Annotated in this window: 17 protein-coding genes; 10 read left to right on the top strand and 7 right to left on the bottom strand. The window is 46.1% G+C overall.

Annotated features, from left to right (window positions below; genetic code table 11):
- The first annotated feature begins 41 nt into the window (after nt 1-41).
- The 5 genes from bfr to EHO57_RS16880 all read left to right on the top strand — a co-directional run bounded on the left by bfr (nt 42) and on the right by EHO57_RS16880 (nt 4231).
- Nucleotides 42-509 carry a bacterioferritin gene (gene bfr / locus EHO57_RS16895; protein ID WP_135642046.1) on the top strand — a complete coding sequence of 156 codons (468 nt, stop codon included), beginning with the start codon at nt 42-44 and terminating at the stop codon, nt 507-509.
- A gap of 226 nt (nt 510-735) precedes the next feature.
- Nucleotides 736-1551: a hypothetical protein gene (locus tag EHO57_RS18855; protein WP_167882924.1), complete on the top strand. Its 816-nt coding sequence runs from the start codon at nt 736-738 to the stop codon at nt 1549-1551.
- Between the two features lie 26 nt (nt 1552-1577).
- Entirely contained in the window at nt 1578-2684 is a 1107-nt protein-coding gene (locus tag EHO57_RS16890) for a THUMP domain-containing class I SAM-dependent RNA methyltransferase (protein ID WP_246050764.1), read from the top strand.
- Between the two features lie 18 nt (nt 2685-2702).
- On the top strand, nt 2703-3887 hold the full coding sequence (locus EHO57_RS16885; protein WP_135642043.1) for an acetylglutamate kinase: 1185 nt from the start codon (nt 2703-2705) through the stop codon (nt 3885-3887).
- A complete protein-coding gene (locus EHO57_RS16880) occupies nt 3884-4231 on the top strand; it encodes a DCC1-like thiol-disulfide oxidoreductase family protein (protein WP_135642041.1) in 348 nt (115 codons plus the stop codon). The genes EHO57_RS16885 and EHO57_RS16880 overlap by 4 nt, the downstream gene beginning before the upstream one ends.
- On the opposite strand, the gene EHO57_RS16875 is transcribed toward EHO57_RS16880, so the two are convergent.
- The 3 genes from EHO57_RS16875 to EHO57_RS16865 are packed head-to-tail and all read right to left on the bottom strand — an operon-like array spanning nt 4228 to nt 7300.
- A complete protein-coding gene (locus EHO57_RS16875) occupies nt 4228-4905 on the bottom strand; it encodes an iron-containing redox enzyme family protein (protein ID WP_135642039.1) in 678 nt (225 codons plus the stop codon). The genes EHO57_RS16880 and EHO57_RS16875 overlap by 4 nt on opposite strands.
- Nucleotides 4902-6032, bottom strand: a complete 1131-nt coding sequence (locus EHO57_RS16870) for a D-alanine--D-alanine ligase family protein (RefSeq protein WP_135642037.1) — start codon at nt 6030-6032, stop codon at nt 4902-4904. The genes EHO57_RS16875 and EHO57_RS16870 overlap by 4 nt, the downstream gene beginning before the upstream one ends.
- Nucleotides 6029-7300: a KamA family radical SAM protein gene (locus tag EHO57_RS16865; protein WP_135642035.1), complete on the bottom strand. Its 1272-nt coding sequence runs from the start codon at nt 7298-7300 to the stop codon at nt 6029-6031. The genes EHO57_RS16870 and EHO57_RS16865 overlap by 4 nt, the downstream gene beginning before the upstream one ends.
- 96 nt (nt 7301-7396) lie before the next feature.
- Between EHO57_RS16865 and EHO57_RS16860 the strand changes: the two genes are divergently transcribed.
- From EHO57_RS16860 to EHO57_RS16850, 3 genes are all read left to right on the top strand, one after another.
- Nucleotides 7397-8068, top strand: a complete 672-nt coding sequence (locus EHO57_RS16860) for an HAD family hydrolase (protein WP_135643256.1) — start codon at nt 7397-7399, stop codon at nt 8066-8068.
- A gap of 55 nt (nt 8069-8123) precedes the next feature.
- The gene (locus EHO57_RS16855; protein ID WP_135642033.1) at nt 8124-8957 is read left to right on the top strand and encodes a GerMN domain-containing protein; all 834 of its coding nucleotides are present in this window, start codon (nt 8124-8126) and stop codon (nt 8955-8957) included.
- Nucleotides 8958-9206: 249 nt separating this feature from the next.
- The gene (locus tag EHO57_RS16850) at nt 9207-10469 is read left to right on the top strand and encodes a GGDEF domain-containing protein (protein WP_135642031.1); all 1263 of its coding nucleotides are present in this window, start codon (nt 9207-9209) and stop codon (nt 10467-10469) included.
- Here EHO57_RS16850 and EHO57_RS16845 read toward each other — a convergent pair.
- Both EHO57_RS16845 and mqnC read right to left on the bottom strand, forming a co-directional pair.
- The gene (locus tag EHO57_RS16845) at nt 10405-10815 is read right to left on the bottom strand and encodes an LIC11299 family lipoprotein (RefSeq protein ID WP_135642029.1); all 411 of its coding nucleotides are present in this window, start codon (nt 10813-10815) and stop codon (nt 10405-10407) included. The genes EHO57_RS16850 and EHO57_RS16845 overlap by 65 nt on opposite strands.
- A 29-nt stretch (nt 10816-10844) precedes the next feature.
- Entirely contained in the window at nt 10845-11945 is a 1101-nt protein-coding gene (gene mqnC, locus EHO57_RS16840; protein WP_135642027.1) for a cyclic dehypoxanthinyl futalosine synthase, read from the bottom strand.
- A gap of 209 nt (nt 11946-12154) precedes the next feature.
- Here mqnC and EHO57_RS16835 point away from each other — a divergent pair, with 209 nt between their 5' ends.
- Complete coding sequence (locus EHO57_RS16835; protein WP_135642025.1) at nt 12155-14236, top strand: heterodisulfide reductase-related iron-sulfur binding cluster; 2082 nt, start codon at nt 12155-12157, stop codon at nt 14234-14236.
- A 235-nt stretch (nt 14237-14471) separates the two neighbouring features.
- Here the strand turns inward: EHO57_RS16835 and EHO57_RS16830 are convergent, their stop codons facing one another.
- Both EHO57_RS16830 and EHO57_RS16825 read right to left on the bottom strand, forming a co-directional pair.
- Nucleotides 14472-15080: a CsgG/HfaB family protein gene (locus EHO57_RS16830; protein ID WP_135642022.1), complete on the bottom strand. Its 609-nt coding sequence runs from the start codon at nt 15078-15080 to the stop codon at nt 14472-14474.
- Nucleotides 15081-15295: 215 nt separating this feature from the next.
- Nucleotides 15296-16921, bottom strand: coding sequence for a peptide chain release factor 3 (locus EHO57_RS16825; protein ID WP_135642019.1), 1626 nt, complete (start codon nt 16919-16921; stop codon nt 15296-15298).
- A gap of 291 nt (nt 16922-17212) precedes the next feature.
- On the opposite strand from EHO57_RS16825, the gene EHO57_RS16820 reads away from it, so the two are divergent.
- Nucleotides 17213-18145 carry an ornithine carbamoyltransferase gene (locus EHO57_RS16820; protein WP_135642017.1) on the top strand — a complete coding sequence of 311 codons (933 nt, stop codon included), beginning with the start codon at nt 17213-17215 and terminating at the stop codon, nt 18143-18145.
- Nucleotides 18146-18171: the final 26 nt, after the last annotated feature.

Genomic DNA, 18171 nt, shown 5'->3' with positions numbered 1-18171 from the left:
AGGCACTCTCGTTTATAGTGATCTCAGGTAGGAGAAACGACGTGAAAGGTAACCAAGAAGTCCTCGAAATCTTAGCGGAAGTACTCTCCGCCGAATTAACCGCTATCAATCAGTATTTTATTCACGCAAAGATGAATAAGAACTGGGGCTACGACAAGCTCGCGAGTTATATGAAAAAAGAATCTATCGAAGAGATGAACCACGCAGACCAAGTCATAGAGCGCATTCTCTTCTTAGACGGAGTTCCCGATCTTCAAAGATACATGAAGATCAATGTCGGCAAGGACACAGAGAGCATCTTCAAGAACGACTTGGAGGTGGAGTACCTCGCAGTGGAACGTCTGAATCGCGGCATAGAGATCGCGACCAGAAACAAAGACAACGGCACACGTGAATTGCTCGAGAAGATCCTCGTTTCCGAGGAGGAGCATATCGACTGGCTCGAGGCCCAGCTAGAGATCATCAAAACCATAGGCGTCCAAAACTATTTGGCCCAACAACTTTCCTAGACATTGAACAAAAAACCATTTAAGAAATCCCCTTCTTCCGGACCAGGAAAGAAGGGGTCCGGCAACAAGTCCGGCTCATCCTTCTCTAAACCGCAAAGACCAAAACGCTCTCCTGGTGGAGAGGACAACGACTCTTATTCTTCCAGACGTCCTAAGGAAGAAGGGAATCGCAAACCATACCGCTCCGGAAACGATTCCGGCAGACCTTCTCCCTATAGAACGAGAGATGATAAGGACTCTTCTTCTCGTGCAGAAAGAAAACCGAGAAGGGAATATGATCGTGGCAACGACAGAGAACAAGGCCGCGGAAACAGAAGATCCGATTCTTCCGAACCAAGAAGACCATACCAAAAAAGGAACGAACAAGAAGGTTCCGAAACTAGAAGACCGTTCCGAGATAAGAACGAACAAGATAGCTCGAGAGAACGAAAGCCCAGAAAAGACTTCGATCGAGACGAGAGAAAACCTCGCAGAGATTACGATCGCGGCAACGACAGAGAACAAGGCCGCGGAAATAGAAGATCCGATTCTTCCGAACCAAGAAGACCATACCGAGATAAAAATGGGTCCGGAAGTTCCGAAGAGCGAAAACCGAGACGCGACTTCGATCGCGGAGAAAGAAAGCCGTATTCATCTCGCACTGATAAAGACCAAGGAAACAGAAAACCATTCTCCTCCAGAGAAGGTAGATCCGACGATCGAAGACCTTATTCTTCCCGCGAAGGAAGATCCGAGGACAGAAAACCTTTCACTTCTCGTGAAGGAAGGTCGGATGAAAGAAAACCTTTCACTTCTCGCGAAGGTGGATCTCGAGAAAGAAGACCTTATTCCTCTGACAGAGAACACTCTTCCTTTTCTAGAGAACGAAAAGGACCAAGAGGGAACGGAGAATTTTCTGGGCGCTCTCCACGCGGAGAAGGAAAACCTTTCCGTCCGAAAGGAAAGCCTGGCTTTGAAAGAGAATCTTATTCAAATCGATATGAAGAAGATTCGCATAGAGAAGGAATTCGCGCCGGCTGGCAGTCTGCTAAATTATCCTTAAGCGAATTCGATAGACCGGAAGCTCTGATGTTCCACGCTTCCTGCGGGGACGGACTTTCCTTCCTACTTGCAGAAGAAGTAAAAGAGGCAGGCTTAGAACTCGTTTCCGAAAACAGAGGCGGCGTGTTCTTCAAAGGCCCTGCCAAGAAGGTAAGGGATTTTTGCCTAAGCTCCGGGATCGCATCCGGGATCAGCTTCGAACTTTCCTCTTGGAAGGATATACAGGGTCCGGACGATCTCTACGAAGTCGCAGCTATGTTCCCTTTCGAGAAGCTTCTCTCTCCTAAGACAAAGTTCAGGATAGACGCGACCACCAAGGATAATCTAACCGATTCACGTTACGCGACATACAGACTCAAGGACGCGATCTTCGATCGCTTTAGGGCCCAAGGTTTGGAACTTCCTGAAGCAGATAGAGAAGAACCTGAAGTATTGTTCTATCTTCGTTCCCGTACCGATCACGTAAAATTGTTCCTCGCACTTCATCCTCAACCTTTACAAAGAAGAGGACATGGAAGAGAAGGCGGAGAGGCTCCTCTCAGAGAGACTTTGGCCCAGGCACTTCTCCGTTTCTCCGGCTGGAAGGTGGGAGAAAAGCTGTATGATCCGTTCTGCGGATCCGGAACACTTCTCATTGAAGCCGCGCTCCGAATGAGAAACGGGGGCTGGGTAAATTACAAAAGCCTTTCCAGATCCAGCATATTCACCCGCCTATTCGGACCTTGCAAGGCAAAGGAAGAATGGGAATCCAAGGGAGAAGTATTGCTATTCGGCTCCGATATCTCCGAAGAGGCCATCGCTCTTGCCAAAAAGAATGCGAAGGAAGCGGGAGTCGCGGATCTGATCCAATGGACCGTTGCTTCCGCAGAAGAACCTGCGGAAGATTTCGAGTTCAAACAAGGTAAGATCGTAACCAATCCTCCTTATGGAGTAAGGATTGGAGATCGGGAATCCGCCTCCGAACTCTATGCAAGTTGGGGAAAGTCCTTAAAGGAGAACTTTCCAGGATCCTATATCTCTATGGTGGCAGGAGATCCTTCCCTCTTAGGTTATCTGAAACTAAAGGCTGACAAAGAACAGTCTGTTACGATAGCCAAGTTGAAAGGAAAATTGGTTGCCTACCAGATCGACTAAAGCAAGATCCCGTGAGAGATGAATCACCAGGAGATCCTCCTCAAACTCCTAGAAGTTACCGAGAATTCCAAGGATAGCTTCCAGTTCTTGAAACTTTTCCGGTCCTTAGAACCGGAAAAGTTTGCGGTCATTCATGCGAGTTCTGAGACATTAACCGAATCTGCCGAAGCATTCCTACACAATCTAAAGCTATTACAAAAATTGCAACTATTCCCGGTCGTTGTCTTGGAGAAGGACGGGGTATCCTATGCGAACTTATTCTATCGCTCCCCTTCTTCTAAGATCAGCTTAGAGTCCATCAAGGATTCCATGACGGAGGAAGAAAGTCTCCCTGGTTCCAGAAATCTTCCGGCAAAATGGTTCCGTAATCCAAGCCAAGCCTTGGAATCCGTCCAATCTTCTCTCAAAGAAAAGAAGATCCCCGTATTCGTTACGGACCAAGGAGGAACGGACATCTATCCTTATCTTGGAAATCTTTGCAAGGAACTCAAGACAAAGAAACTGATCCTACTCACCACAAGAAGCGGATTATATACATTAGAAGATCATAAAATTTCTATTCTGGATTTCGAATCCGAAGAAAAGCTGATCCGAGAAGACGAGGAACTCTTCCAAGAATGCAAAAAGATCTTCTCTTTTTCCGGAGATCCGAATCTACAGATCGCGATCACTTCCGCTCCCGGCTTGCTAAAGGAATTATTCACGATCAAAGGAAGTGGGACTCTAGTCAGAAAGAAGAACAAGATAGAGTATCATTCCAACTTTGCAAAATTGGATCATGCAAGGCTCAATCATTTGATCGAGGATTCTTTTGGTAGAGGACTAAAGTCCGGATTCTGGGAAAGGGAATTCTCCGGGATCGTATTAGAGTCCGAATATAAAGGCTGTGCTCTCTTGCAAAATACTCCTTGGGGCACTTTCCTTTCTAAATTTGCAGTGAACGAAATTGCCAGAGGAGAAGGCGTAGGAAGGGACATCTGGGACGAGATGAGAAAAAAGGCCCCGGTCCTTTTCTGGAGAGCGAGATCAGAGAACACGATCTCCAAATGGTATGCGAAAGAATGTAGCGGTCTCCAAAAAGAAGGCATCTGGATCTATTTCTGGATCGGTCTAAAGGAAAAAGAGATCCCGGCAGTCTGCGATTTCCTCAGAAATCTTCCGGAAGATCTGGAACCAAAGAAACAAAGCAATCCTTCTCTATGAAACAAAATGTCTTTCTATACGATGGCGACTGTTCTTTCTGCACGGATCTGGCATTAAAATTATCCCAAAGATCCATGGACCAAGAGATCCGTTTTTTAAGTTTTCGTAATCTTTCTACAGAAGAATTAAAAGCCATCCATCCAGGCCTAGATCCGTCCGTCGCTCAAGGCAATGTGCAGTATGTATTGGGAAATATGAGATACCCGGGATTCTTTGCGGTGAGAAGGCTTTCCCATTCCTTAAGAGGTTGGAGATGGCTTTCTCCCCTTCTCTATTTGCCTCTTGTTCCGATCTTAGGAATGATGGTAATGAGCCTCTTAAAATCCTTTAAAACAAGATCTTAATATAAGACTTTTCGATCTACTCTCTGCAATCCTTCGTAGAACACGAGTCTCGCGTCCAATGCCAATCGACTTCCTTCTCTCACTCGATCCTGTTTTTCCGGATCGGTAGCGACTGATTCGATCAGACGAAATAGTTTCTCCGCATGGGATTCGTCTGCTTCCAAATTGACTTGGAAGAATTTTCCTTCCGGAAGAGGGACTCTCGATTTCAGATCCCGATAGGATGCATACATTCTGGAATATTCCAATTTTAGAAGGTATTCATTTGCAGGGCCTAGAGCTCCCAAGGCCGCATAAAAATCGGTCGTTGTGATCCGATTCATTAAGGAAAGATAATTCTCCGTTTCCGGAAGCAGATCCTGATCGCTTACAACTTCTCCCATTTCCGAGAGGAATTTTCGCAAGATAGATACATGGGAATCCTCTTCTTTCCCTTCGCCCAATTCTTCCCAGATATTGTGCACGAGGATGATCTTAGAAGGAACATGATTCGTAAGAGCCGCAGTATGCAAAAACCAATTCACAAAGGCCACAGAAACAAAATATTCCTGTTTGAGCCAAAGCAAGAGATCGGACCTCTCCATTCTATCTTCCTTTTCTTCCAACCAGGAATTGGAAGTCAGGACCGGATGCTCGGCCACCTGTCGGATTAATTCTTCTCGAAAAACACTCATCTGGAATATGGACCCGTCTCTTTTTCTGTTTTTTGTCTGGAATAGGAAAATCTTTCCGTAGTAAAATCTTCTCTGGCGATCATTAATAATTCTGCAAGTAGTTGGGAATAGGAGCCGAAATCCATCGAATAACAGATCGGATAACTGCTGTAATACGAAGAAAGTCCCGGAGTCAGGTTCCATTCCAGGAAATTAGGAACCCCGTTCCGATCCGCCTTCCAGTCCAAGCGAACCGCGCCGGATGTTCCTACTGATCTGCATAAGGCCAAAGATGCTTCCTGTATCCATCGGCTTCTATTCTCGTCTAGATCGAAATGCAATTTCTCCGGCATAGAGAGTTTTGTCTTAGTGATCTCTCCGTACACTTCTTCCGGAGATCCTTCCAGATCGATGCGAGCCACAGAACTTACTCTGTATCCAAGCTTAGTCGAGCCGATCACAGCCACAGTCCATTCTTCTCCCGGTAAATACGTTTCCCATATCCAGGAAGAATGAGTGCGTAATTTAGAATCTAAGAATTCTTGCAGTGAGGAAATATCAATGATCTGATTTTCTTCCCCGATCCCGAGGCTCGAACCCTCAAATCTGGGCTTCAGAAAGATCGGGAATTCAGATCCGGAAGGAAGTCCCGAGCCTCGGAAGCCGATGAGAGAAGATGAGTTGGGGTGAGGAGATTGAGAATTGGGAAATTTTGTAGGATCTTCGACAGAGTTGATCTCTAAGATCCCCCAAGAAGCAGTCGGGATCCCTAAGGAAGAAGCAGTTAACTTGGAAAGATGCTTATCCAGGCTCAATGTTTGTGCATATGCATCCGACCCAGTATGAGGGAAGCCTGCAAATTCGGCCAGGCTGGGCAATAAGGCTTCTCGGTTCCTAGAAAGAAATCCTTCTACCAAATGGAATAGAACCGGTCTAGCTTCGAAGGCAAGATCCGAAAATTCGGAGAGTTTTTGTAGTAACTTCGACGGAGATTCTAGGATCTCCACCTTCTCCCCCAATTCCTCTAACTTGGATCGGATCTCTAAAACGGATTCCAGATCTTCCCATTCCTGCATATTCTTCTTTTCAAAGTTTGGGCTTTGGATATCGGCAACGATAAGAACACTGGGGAAAGAAGAAGGCGTCATGATTCCCCCTGTCCTAAGCGAAGTCCTCGGTTTGCGGAATACGCATTCTCACGGATTTTTTCCCAGGTCTCTAAATCCAACGAAGGATAAAGATCATCATATTCGCTTCCTACCGGTTCAGGACTCAAATGATAGGTGCCTCTGACTGCGGAGCGAAATACATGGTTCCGACTTTCTCTATGAAATCCAAGATACCAATTCGGACCAAGTGTGATCTTTCCTCCTCCGCCAGGAAGATCGTTCACAAACTGAGGGATCCCCATGCCGGCGATCTTTCCTCTCATATATTCGATAATTTGAATGCCTTTTGCAAGAGGCGTACGAAACCCACGAGAGCCAGGGATCAATTCAGGATCGTACATATAGTAGGCCCTTATTCTCATCTCTAAAAGTTTCCGGTGGAGTCGAAGCATTGCTTCCCCATCGTCATTGATGCCTTGCAATATAACAGATTGGTTTCCCACGCTGACCCCGGCCTTCAACAGTCTGAGAATCGCTTCTTTAGCCTCGGGAGTGCATTCCTTCTCATGATTGAATTGTGTATTACAAAAAACAGATAAACGATCCGTATTATGCGACTCTATGATCTTACAAAGCTCTGTTGTGATCCTCATAGGTAGAGTGACCGGATTACGGGTGCCGATCCTACAGATCTTAATATGAGGGATCCTTTCCAGATTCTCTAAGATCCAGTCTATCTTGACATCGGAAAGATTGAGAGGATCTCCTCCTGAGATCACAACATCCGAAATCTCCGAATGATCCCGGATATACTCGAAACAGCGTTCCAGGTCCACGCTGTCCATCCTCTCGGAGCTATCGGAAACCTTTCTCCCCCTCATGCAATGTCTGCAATACACGGAACATTCATGATTAGAAAAAAGTAATACTCGGTCCGGATACATATGAGTAAGACCCTTTACCGGGGAAAGATCTTCTTCGTGCAAAGGGTCCAATGCTTCTTCCGAAGAGAAGAACGCTTCTTCTTGTCTTGGAACGATCATCTTCCGGATAGGACAGTTCGGATCATTCGGATCAGAAAGAGAAAGATAATATGGGGTCGCGCCCACATTCAATCGAATGGTATCTTGGATACCCGACCTTTCGGATCCGGTAAGTTGAAAGTATTTATACAGTTCTTCGGAGCGAACACGCTTTTGGAGCTGGCTTTTGTAATCCTTCCAATCTAATGAAGAATACAGACTTCTTCTTGCATCCTCGGGAGATTCCAATGCAGGAACTCCTTCTTTTTTTACGATCTCTTCCATCCGGAACTCTTTTCCCATCCTTCCCTTTCGCCAGGGAAAATCAAGCGAAGCAAAAAAGGAATGCTCCGATTTCCCCAAGCAAAAGGATGGCAGGCAATGGATTGGAATCCGAAACGAATCCGCGCCCTCGCCTTCGATGTGGACGGAACCCTATTTTCTTCCGAAGGAATCATACTCGAAACCTACGCCGAAGCAATCCGTAGATTCTCCTTGGACTCCGGGATCCCGATCGAGGTTCCCAACCGGGAAAGGATCATGCTGGAAATCGGCAAACCGGTCAAAACCATCTTTTTAAATCTGGTTCCCCAGCTAAAGGAATCCGAGAGAGACAAGATCTCCGACTCCGTTCTGAACCTTTTAGTGTCGAAGATACTACAAGGAGAAGGTGAATTCTATCCGAAAGTCACCGAAACGGTCACTTCCCTCAAGAATAAGGGCTATCAGATCCTAGCTGCCTCCAACGGAAGAAGGCCTTATGTTGAAACCATCCTGAAAGTGTCGAACATACTACAACTATTTGATCCGGTGGTGGTCCTGGACAATGTGGAGATCAAGACCAAGCCGGACATAGTGGCAAAATATCTGCAAGATTACTCCCTGGCTCCCGATGAGATCCTAATGATAGGCGACAGGAGTTCCGACCACGAGGCTGCTCGCAAGAATGGCACCCCATTTGCATTCTGTGCCTATGGGCACGCGCCTGCGGGAGAAATTCCGGATTGGGAAGTCAGTCTAGCCCAATTAGAAGATCTAGACCGCTTATTCTAAGCCTTTTCTCCGAAAAAGAGAGAAGGCACTTTGCGCTTCGGCCGAAAATTACATTGTGCCCGAATCGGATAAACTCAAATCGCTCTTGTATATCCTGACGGGTGCCCTATTCGTTTTGGTCTTATTGGATAAGTCCACGGGAGGAGTCTCTCCTTCCGGCCCGCAAGCAGAAGGAACTCCTTCCTCCTTCTTCTCTCATTTTAAAACGATCGGAAAGAACAGTCCGCTTCCCCCGAACACCCAAACTCCAGGCAAACAGTCCCACGAACAGGTCATGGACCAGGCAGAAGACGAGATCCTGTCGGAGTTACTACAAAACGGGGACCAGCCATCCGACGATATCTCCCAAGGAGATCCCTCCGATCCGGACGAACTCTTTATTCCCGTGGTGGAGAATCCAAAAGAGAGCCGCCCGAACATTGGCGGGGTGTCCCGACTGAACCATTCTCCCGGAGAAGTGAAACTCTATTATCTGAAATTCTTTGGAAAGGGAAACAAGAGCCATTCTAGACTTGTGGAAGTGAAACGAAAACACACACAAGGAGACAAGGTTCTATTTATCTTGAAGGAACTTACCAAAGGACCCTCGGCAGAAGAGAAAACCCAAGGTGTTCTGAACGCTCTTCCTTCCAAGATGGATTATTCCAAAGAATATGCCGTAGAAAACGGGATCTTAAAACTTTCCTTGGGTCCTGAGTTTGAAGCGGGAGCCGGACCGGAACTTTTGAAAGATAGAGTGGATGAGATCTGCTATAGTCTTTTGGAAAATCTGGACCTAAAAGGGATCCGTCTCTATATCAATGGAAAGCAAGTTCGTTCTTTAGGTGGAGTAGGACTTCCCATCCCTGAGGTTCTTACGAAGAACCCAAGAAAGATCGCCGTCCTTTGACGAGCTCAAGCAAGTTAGATAATCTTCGCCAACAACCGAATCAAGGATCGTAGGAGATCCAACTGCTCAAGGTAGCATTTTTATCACTTGAGATATGGATTTCCTTTCTTCTGCCAAAGAAGACAATCTTTTACCCAGAATTTTTTTCCTTATTTGTGATTCTTTCTTGCTCCTAGTAACGTTATATTCGATTCGTGGTCTTATTATGGAGGTTTCCAAAAGAGGCCTTCCATGCGGAAATGAAAGCTAATGTTCAAGTTGTTCCCAGGCATAGACCGAAGGATCCGTCTTCTTTCTAAGCGGATCTTTTTCAATCGATATCCCCAAGGATTCTTAGAGACCAACTGGAGTGAGATCCGACAATCCTTGGTGGCCCACTATTCTCTTTGTATCGTAATCAGTTTAATCACCTATTTTCTGCCAAATTCACGGGACTTCGAAAACGAATCTCTTATCCTTCTCCAATCGAGCAGGATCACGTTAATCGTGCTTTCTTTGATTTTTTTATGGAGACATGCCCGTAAAAAGGATTGGGTCCCCAAGAAACTGGAATTCTATAAGGTATGGACCTCTTCTACCCTACTCATCTCATTCTTTCCATTTCTATACTTAGATAAGGCCCACTACGATGTCTATCTTCACCAGGCATCCGCAATCTTACTCAGCATGAACCTTCTCCTTTGGCTCACCACAACGACTGCGGTTGCCACAAACCTCGCCTTTTGTTTGCTGTTCTTAGGCGTCTGCTACTTGGGAGACTCGCCAGTCGAGGTAATGCAAGAGTTCCCGATCCTGCTAACGTATCTATTCGTAGGTACTTTCGGGAATGTGATCATGAATTACTGGAGGACAATGGATTACCGGGATAAGAGAAAACTTTCCGGCGCCATTCTTAGATTAAAGGCCAAGAACCTACAGATCCGAATGATCTCTAATCTGGACGACTTAACGGATCTGTACAATCGAAGATACCTCATAGAGCAATTCGATATCTTTAAGAAAAGGGCCAAACGTCATAAATTCCAAATGGCGCTCGTGATCTTAGACTTGGATCATTTGAAGGATATCAACGATAAGTATGGCCATAGGGTCGGAGACGAGGCCTTGCATACCCTATCCGCAGTGATGAAGTCCAGGGTGCGATCTACCGATATTTGCGCTCGGATCGGCGGAGATGAGTTCTGCGTTCTTCTAGACTCGGTGGATCCTAAGAGTTTAAAGACACTTTGTGAATCCTTGCGCTTAGGAGTGGAAAGCCACCCACTTTCCGTTCTGGATCCGAACGGAGCCCAGGTGAGGATCACAGTTTCTATAGGCGCGGCAATTTTACCGTATGATGAGGAGTTTAGCTTCGACGATCTCTACCAGAGCATAGACTGCGGGCTATACAATTCTAAGGGCGCCGGTAGAAATCGAGTGACTATTGTAGAAGCTTCTAAGCAGAATATTAAGAATGTTCCTTCGCCGGGGTCGTCGTCTTCTTGGCGGGAGGAAGTTCGTATATATAAGTAAGTTCGCAGTATTCTCCGTCCCCGAAATACTTCTGTTCCTTTTGCTCTAAGAAGAAGAGTCTATGCTTCTGCTCCGGCTCTAGCTCGTCCAGTCTTTGGGTGACTTGCAATTTAGCCGCTTCACAAGAGGTCTTCTTCATTTTAAAAGCGTCCTGGTCTTCTACTGAAGAGAGGGAGGCCTTTCCGATCGCGATGAATTGGTATTTATGAGGTCCCAAGGTCTTTACGCTTACCCCGGTCTCCATCATGACCCTCTCTTGGTGAGTAGCCAAACAATTCCAGAAAATAAGGAAAAAAGCACTGAGCCCGATCCCCATTAGAATTTTATAATTCTTTGAATCTATCATTCCAACCTCTATTTAACGGAACTTAGGGATTAAACTGCGGACAATTCCCTTCCCTCATATCTTTCGTAATTGTACATCAGATCTCTACGTTTAGGAGTGAAGCCGCCTTCTTTCAGGAATTTGATCGCCTCTTTCTCCGTTTTTAGTCCGAAAGAACGAAGCACATTCTCCTCGATCACTACGGAAGAAATATCGTCTGCCCCGCTCACGAGAGCGAGCTGGCCCACTCCCTTTCCGAGCACCATTACAGAAGTTTCAATATGTTTAATATTATCCAAGAAGATCCTGCAGATCCCTAGGACTTTCAGATATTCCATCGTAGAGACGGCTCTTACTTTAAATCTCTTGGTCTGAGGTTGGAAGGTCCAAGGAATGAAGGATAAGAACCCACCCGTTCTGTCCTGCAAGTTACGGACTACTGTAAGATGCTCTATGACTTCTTCTTGGGTTTCTTCGGAACCGAATACGATGTTTGCACTCCCCGGAAGTCCCGCTTCATGACAGGTCTCCATGGCTCTTACCCATTCTTCCGTAGTCGCCTTCTTTGGAGAGATAATGTTTCTCATACGATCCGTTAATATCTCGGCCCCTGCCCCAGGAACGGAATCCAAACCGACAGATTTCAGGATCTGTAATACTTCCGAAAGAGGTTTGCCTGTGATCTTCTCCAAATTAATGATCTCCACCGGAGAGAAGGCACGTATATGCATGTCTGGATACTTTGCCTTTACGGAAGAGATCACATCCAGATAATAATCGAAGGGAAGATCGGGATAGACCCCGCCTTGCAGGAACATCTGGTCGGCTCCTTCTGAGACCGCATAGTCCATCTTCTCGAGGATCTCCTCTTTAGTGAGAACGTAGCCCTTGCCATTCCCGATCTCATCCATGAAGGAACAAAAGCTGCATTCCACATTGCAATAGTTCGTATAGTTCACTACTCGAAACATCGTATAGCTCGCGCTCGTAGAAGGAAGGATCCTTTCTCTCAAAGTCCTGGCAGTCGCCATGATCTTGAGATGGTCTCCTTCTTTATATAATTCCAAGGCTTCCTGGGGAGAGATTCTTTCCCCATCTAAGGCTTTTTCTAATATAGGATCTGTGGAATGTTTCTGGAAAATTTGGCTCATGGAGGGAATGTTTTCTTCCTTAGTCTTCAAGATTTTCTATTTCCGCAAAAATGCACCTCCTTTTTCGGTTAGATTCTCATTTGTTGCGACAGAGTCGCAGTTGGATCCTCTCTATGCGACTATAACTTCTTTTTTCCTGGACAGGGCGCTTCCCAGTCTTTAGGGTGCTATGAAAGACCATCCAAATACAAAGGGTAACCTGAAAAACTATGGCTATTTCTCAAATCGCCTTCCATGTGATCTTCACGGCCTTGTTTGCCGTAGCGAACTTTGTGTTCGTACGCGCCGTTCTTTACAGACTCAATCTGGTTTTTAACGCAAGAAAGGCCCAAGGCACCGAAAACTTCCTAGAGCATCGCAACTGGGGATTTCGGATCAAAAGCTTCTTACTGAACGTAATCTTACAAAAGAAGAACTTTAAAGAACCATTACGCGGTATCATGCACGCATTCGTATTTTACGGATTCGTAACATACTTATTGCATACGACTAGTCAGTTTATCTCTGGCGTATTCGGATATGCTTTGGATGATCCTTACAAATTCACCTTAGTCGGAAGCGTATTCGGAGAGACTGCGAATTATTACTATGAATTCGTTCTTCAATTCGTTTCCGTTCTGGTGCTTGTAGGTCTTGGCTTCTTCGCATGGAGACGCTGGATCCAAAAAGCAAAAGGCTTAGACGTTCATTCTCCTGCTTCCGCAGTAGTGATCGGAATGATCTCTGTTCTCATGCTCTCCACCCTATTGGGAGAAGGAGCAAGATCGGTAGGTGCAGTTTATGCTGATCCGTTCCATGACGCCGCTCCGATCGCATCTGCAATCGGTTCCGTTTGGGAAGCGATCGGTATCGAGTATTCTTCCGCTGACTTGGTCTTCCAGATCATGTGGTGGACGCATATTCTTTCCGTATTTGCATTCATGCTTTACGTTCCAACTTCTAAGCATGGACACTTGATCTTCGCGCCATTCAACTACTTCTTACAATCCGATACTCCGAAAGGCGCTCTTTCCAAACTGAATTTGGAAGATGAGACCGCTGTCTGGGGAGTGAACAGAGTAGAGGACTTCCCTTGGCCGAACCTGCTTGATGGACTTTCCTGCATCGAGTGCGGACGCTGCCAAGTGCAATGTCCTGCAAACCGCACAGGCAAGGTTCTAAATCCTAAGGCTATCATTGTTGAACTTAAACATGCTCTTATGGATAAGATGCCTGAGGTTGTTCAAGTAAGAGCCTCCAATCCAGAAGGAGCTGCAGACGCAGTTGCCGCATTGGATACCGGAGTCATCAATACATACGAAGGACTTTCCGAAGAAGCTCTTTGGGGTTGCACTACTTGCTATGCTTGCGTAGAAGCTTGCCCAGTAGGAAACAACCAAGTGAATGCGATCATGGAAATGAGAAGACACTTGGTACTTGCTGAGTCCAAATTCCCTGCAGAACTGCAAAACGCATTCGTAAATATGGAGAATAACTCCAACCCTTGGGGAGTTGCAGCGCACTCCAGAGCGGATTGGGCAGAAGGTTTAGGCGTGAAAACCATGGCAGAAGATTCCAATGTGGATGTTCTCTACTGGGTAGGATGTGCCGGAGCTTTCGATGATCGTAACAAGAGAATCGCTCAGTCCTTCGTAAAAATTATGCAGAAGGCCGATGTTAAGTTCGGTATCTTAGGAACAGAAGAAGGATGTTCCGGAGATTCAGCGCGTAGAGGTGGTAACGAGTATCTTTACCAAACTCTTGCACAGGCGAACGTGGACACCATGAACGGATACAACGTGAAGAAAGTTGTAACCGCTTGTCCTCACTGCTACAACACGATCAAAAACGAATATCCTCAGTTCGGCGGTAACTTCGAAGTCGTTCACCACTCCGAGTTCATCAATGACCTTGCAAAAGACGGAAAGATCGATGTTGGTGTTGCAGAAGATGCAAATGCTGGCAAATTCACTTATCACGACTCCTGCTATATCGGAAGATATAACGACAACTACGAGAATCCAAGAGATCTAGTCAAAAAGGTTTCCGGCGGAAAACTCGCAGAGCCTGTCGACCACCATACAAAAGGACTCTGCTGCGGAGCCGGCGGAGCTCAGATGTGGATGGAAGAGCATGGCGAAAGGGTCAACTTTAAGAGATCCAAGCAACTTCTGGATACCGGAGCGACTACGATCGCGACCGCTTGTCCGTTCTGTATCACTATGGTCACAGACGGTGTAAAACAAGAAGGAAAGATCGAAGAAGTGAAGGTAAAGGATATCGCCGAATTAGTTGCAGAAAACTTGAAATAGTTTTCCGACCGATCGATCGAGATCCAAAAAAGCCTCGGAGTAAAATCCGGGGCTTTTTTATTATCCAAGGAATAATCCTGAAAATCGCTCGTTTTTACTAACGATCTTGCAAAGGCAAAAAAATAGCGGAATGTCGCCATCCCGCCCTGAATCATCTGGTGCAAATACAGTATATCCGACGAAGGGAGACATGTCATCCCAACTGGAAATTAATTATTTTTAAGAATATCTGATCTCAAGGACTGGCAGTCTTTTCCTTAAATTTCTTAGTAAATTGCTCATACAGTTTGTTTTCGGTATCTAACAACGTTTGTTGGCCGTTATTGTACGGGGAATGTCCTTTCAAGATACATTCCCACACGATGACTCCAGTTTCGATATTCACCCCTTTAAGGATAATCTCCGCAGTAAAATGCTGACGGAGTCTTCTTCTTGCCACCCCGTAATTCGTGACCCTGCCAAAGACTGCATAGTTTGCATTGAGTAGCTTACCAATATTCAGGCCGTCCGATTCTGTGATCCCCGTCTTACTCAAAGTGATCTCGTTTAGAAGCTTATCTACCTTACTTCTTTCCAAAACGGTAGCACCAGATGCAAAAAGGGCCGCCTCTGCTTTTTCTCGATTCCGCTGAGAAACGATCTTCTGGTTATTTTCCTGAACTTCTTTCAGGTTCAATCCTTCGGCAAACTCAAATGGGAAAACTATGTATTTCCCATTGGCAGCCTTGCCGATCTCGCCGCTTGCAGTAAGCTGCGCTTCATAACGCGGAAGACTCCTGCAATTTTCAAAGCCGAAAAAAGAGAATCCTAAGAAGAAAATGATTAGTTGGACAGAACGTCGCATTGGAATTACCTATTCAGTTGATTTTTATGTAAAAGGATCGGAAGAGAAATATTCTGTTCGGATTTTTCTTCAAGTAATTTCGGAGAAAGAGAGTAGCCCCGCCCTTGATTGGGTGGGGGCCGGGAGCGCAGCGGTGGAAGCACTTGCTACCACGAAAACTCTTTTGCAGCAAGTGATTTTTTCAGAGAACTTTCTTGTAGGAACTCCTACAAGATTCAGTAATCCTGATTCAGTTCCGAAACATCTTGGGTTGGATAATCTAGAAGACGGATCTCCGGATTCTTCTTCTGAAAATAACCCTTCTCCCATTCGGAATCGAATAGAAGAGCGGCACGCCCTATGCTATCAGTCACAAGATTGGAGCCGGAAGGGATCTTTGGCAGATCCTCTTCTAACAACCAACAGGAAACTTGGTAAGGAAGAATATTGATATTGGTAGGAGCTCCATACTCGTCCTGCAATCTTCTTCTAAAGACCTCGAACTGCAATTGGCCCATGGCCCCGATTACCGGAAGCCCTCCTCCCACAGTTTGGGAAGTGAATAAGTGAAGGATCCCTTCCTCTGCAAGCTGCTCTATTCCTTTTCGGAAACTCTTGAGCGCTCCGGTCTCCACACAGGAAAGTGTCGCAAATATTTCGGGAGCGAAGACCGGAAGAGGTTTCAGATCCGGGACTTTGCCGCTTGCAAGAACATCTCCGATGGAGTATGTGCCCGGGTTTACGAGCCCGATGATGTCTCCCGGATACGCCTCATCTACGGTATTCCTATCCTGGCCAAAGAAAGCGAAAGAAGAGGACAACTTCACCTGCTTTCCAAGCCTTCCATGGTTTACGTTCAATCCTCTCTCGAATTTTCCGGAGCAGACTCTTAAGAATGCGATCCTATCCCTATGAGCCTTGTTCATGTTTGCTTGCACCTTGAACACGAACCCGCTGAAAGGAGTTGTGATCGGATCCAAACGATCCCCGTTCTTCAATGGAAAATACAAAGGCGGAGGAGCGATCTCCAAGAAATGATCTAAGAATAATTGAATTCCGAAATTGTTCACTGCGGATCCGAAGAATACCGGAGTGATCTTGGATTCTAAAAAAGCTTCCAAGGAGAAGGAACCGATCCCGTCTTCTACCAGTTCCACTTCTTCTCTGAATTGCTTGAGTACCCAGTCTTCGAACATGGAGTCCAGGCTCGTATCGTCTATACCCGAACTTTGAAAGGCGGATTTCTGAGAACCGCCCGGAGTCTTGTCATAGGTGTAGATCTTCTTATCCACACGATTGTATACTCCGCTGAAATCTACTCCGGTTCCGATCGGCCAAACCATAGGAATAGCAGTGATCCCAAGGACCTTTTCGATTTCATCCAAGAGTGCAAATAGAACTTTGGTAGGCCTGTCCATCTTATTCACGAAGGTTACGATCGGGATCCCGCGATCCCTACAGACCTTGAATAGCTTAATGGTCTGAGGCTCGACTCCCTTCCCCGCGTCTAACACCATCACCGCGGTATCCGCTGCGATCAATGTGCGGTAGGTATCCTCGGAGAAGTCCTCGTGACCCGGAGTATCCAAAAGATTTAATACATGATTTTTATATTCGAATTGGAGGGCAGCAGAAGTGATCGAGATCCCCTTCTCCTTTTCCATTTCCATCCAATCGGAAGTGGCGGCCTTCCGATTCTTACGGGCTTTTACTGCACCGGCAAGTTGGATCGCGCCTCCGTACAAGAGAAGTTTTTCGGTTAATGTTGTCTTTCCCGCATCCGGGTGTGCGATGATGGCGAAGGTCCTACGACGCTTTGTTTCATCTTCGACTGTTTTTTGTCCTACTGCGGTTTCCGACACGATTCTCCTCTCTCTTAGGAATACGTTTTTGGAACTTCGGCCCTTGTCAGCACGAAAACCCTCGGGAATATTCACGGATTCGTATTCCAGCAGTAAAAACTTCGTAACGCTCCGATTGTATATTGCGGCCTCTTTCTCCTGATCACAGGAGATGTTCCTACCGCTTTTTTCCCCGGAAAACACTTAGGGAGGGAGTTTGAATCCCTCCCCTTTTTCCTCTCCTTCTGTTCTGGGTTTTCAGATTGTCGAAAGAGAACCGAATGTTTTTCTAGACTGAACTGAATGACAGTCATGGAAAGTCCTAAAATCAAACATCTTATCTCTTGGAACGACTGGTCCGATGCAGAGGTCCTGGACTTATTGCAATTTGCGGCTTATGTCAAGAATCATAGGGCCAATTATCTGGGCCATATGACTGGCCGAACTCTGGCCATGCTCTTCCAAAAGACAAGCACCCGTACTCGGGTTTCCTTCGAGGTGGCCATGACTGAGATGGGAGGACATGCCATTTACTTGGATTGGATGTCTTCCAATTTCCAGCTCTCCGATATAGATCTGGAGGCAGAATATCTCTCCCGCAATGTTTCCGTGATCATGGCCAGGATGAGAAAGCATGAGGACCTTCTACAATTGAAGGCGGGTTCTCAAGTTCCGGTCATCAACGGATGCTGCAATAAATTCCATCCTTGTCAGTCCTTGGCGGATATTCTTGCCATAGCGATGGACAATACCAAGCCACTGAAAGAAGTGAAGATGACCTATATCGGGGTTCACAATAATGTAGTGAATTCCCTGATCGGGATTACTTCCGCGCTTGGAATCGAGCTCACCCTTCTTACCCCGATCGCAGAAAAGGAAAATATCGATCCTGAGACTGTGGACCGTGCCAAGAAGAAGGGAACCGTTCTTTGGGAAACGGATCTGATCCGTGCTGTTAAAAATGCGGACTATATCTATACGGATACCTGGGTCGATATGGAGTTCTTCAACGATCCTGCCTTCGCGGATAAGAAGAAGGAAAGAATGGAACTCATGATGCCTTTCCAGATCAACGAGGCATTGCTCAAGGAGACCAAGGCAAAGGTAATGCACGATATGCCTATCCATTCCGGTTACGAGATCACAAGAGAAGTGGTACGAAGCCCGAGGTCCATTATCTTCCAACAAGCTGAGAATCGATTGGATGCGCAGAAGGCAGTCATCCTCCAACTCTTAGAAGCCTAGGGCAAAGCATTCAAAAATCCGTTGCC

Origin of the sequence: Leptospira langatensis (assembly GCF_004770615.1) — a bacterium.
Lineage (GTDB): Bacteria > Spirochaetota > Leptospiria > Leptospirales > Leptospiraceae > Leptospira_B > Leptospira_B langatensis.
This window is presented reverse-complemented; position numbering and strand designations above follow the sequence as displayed.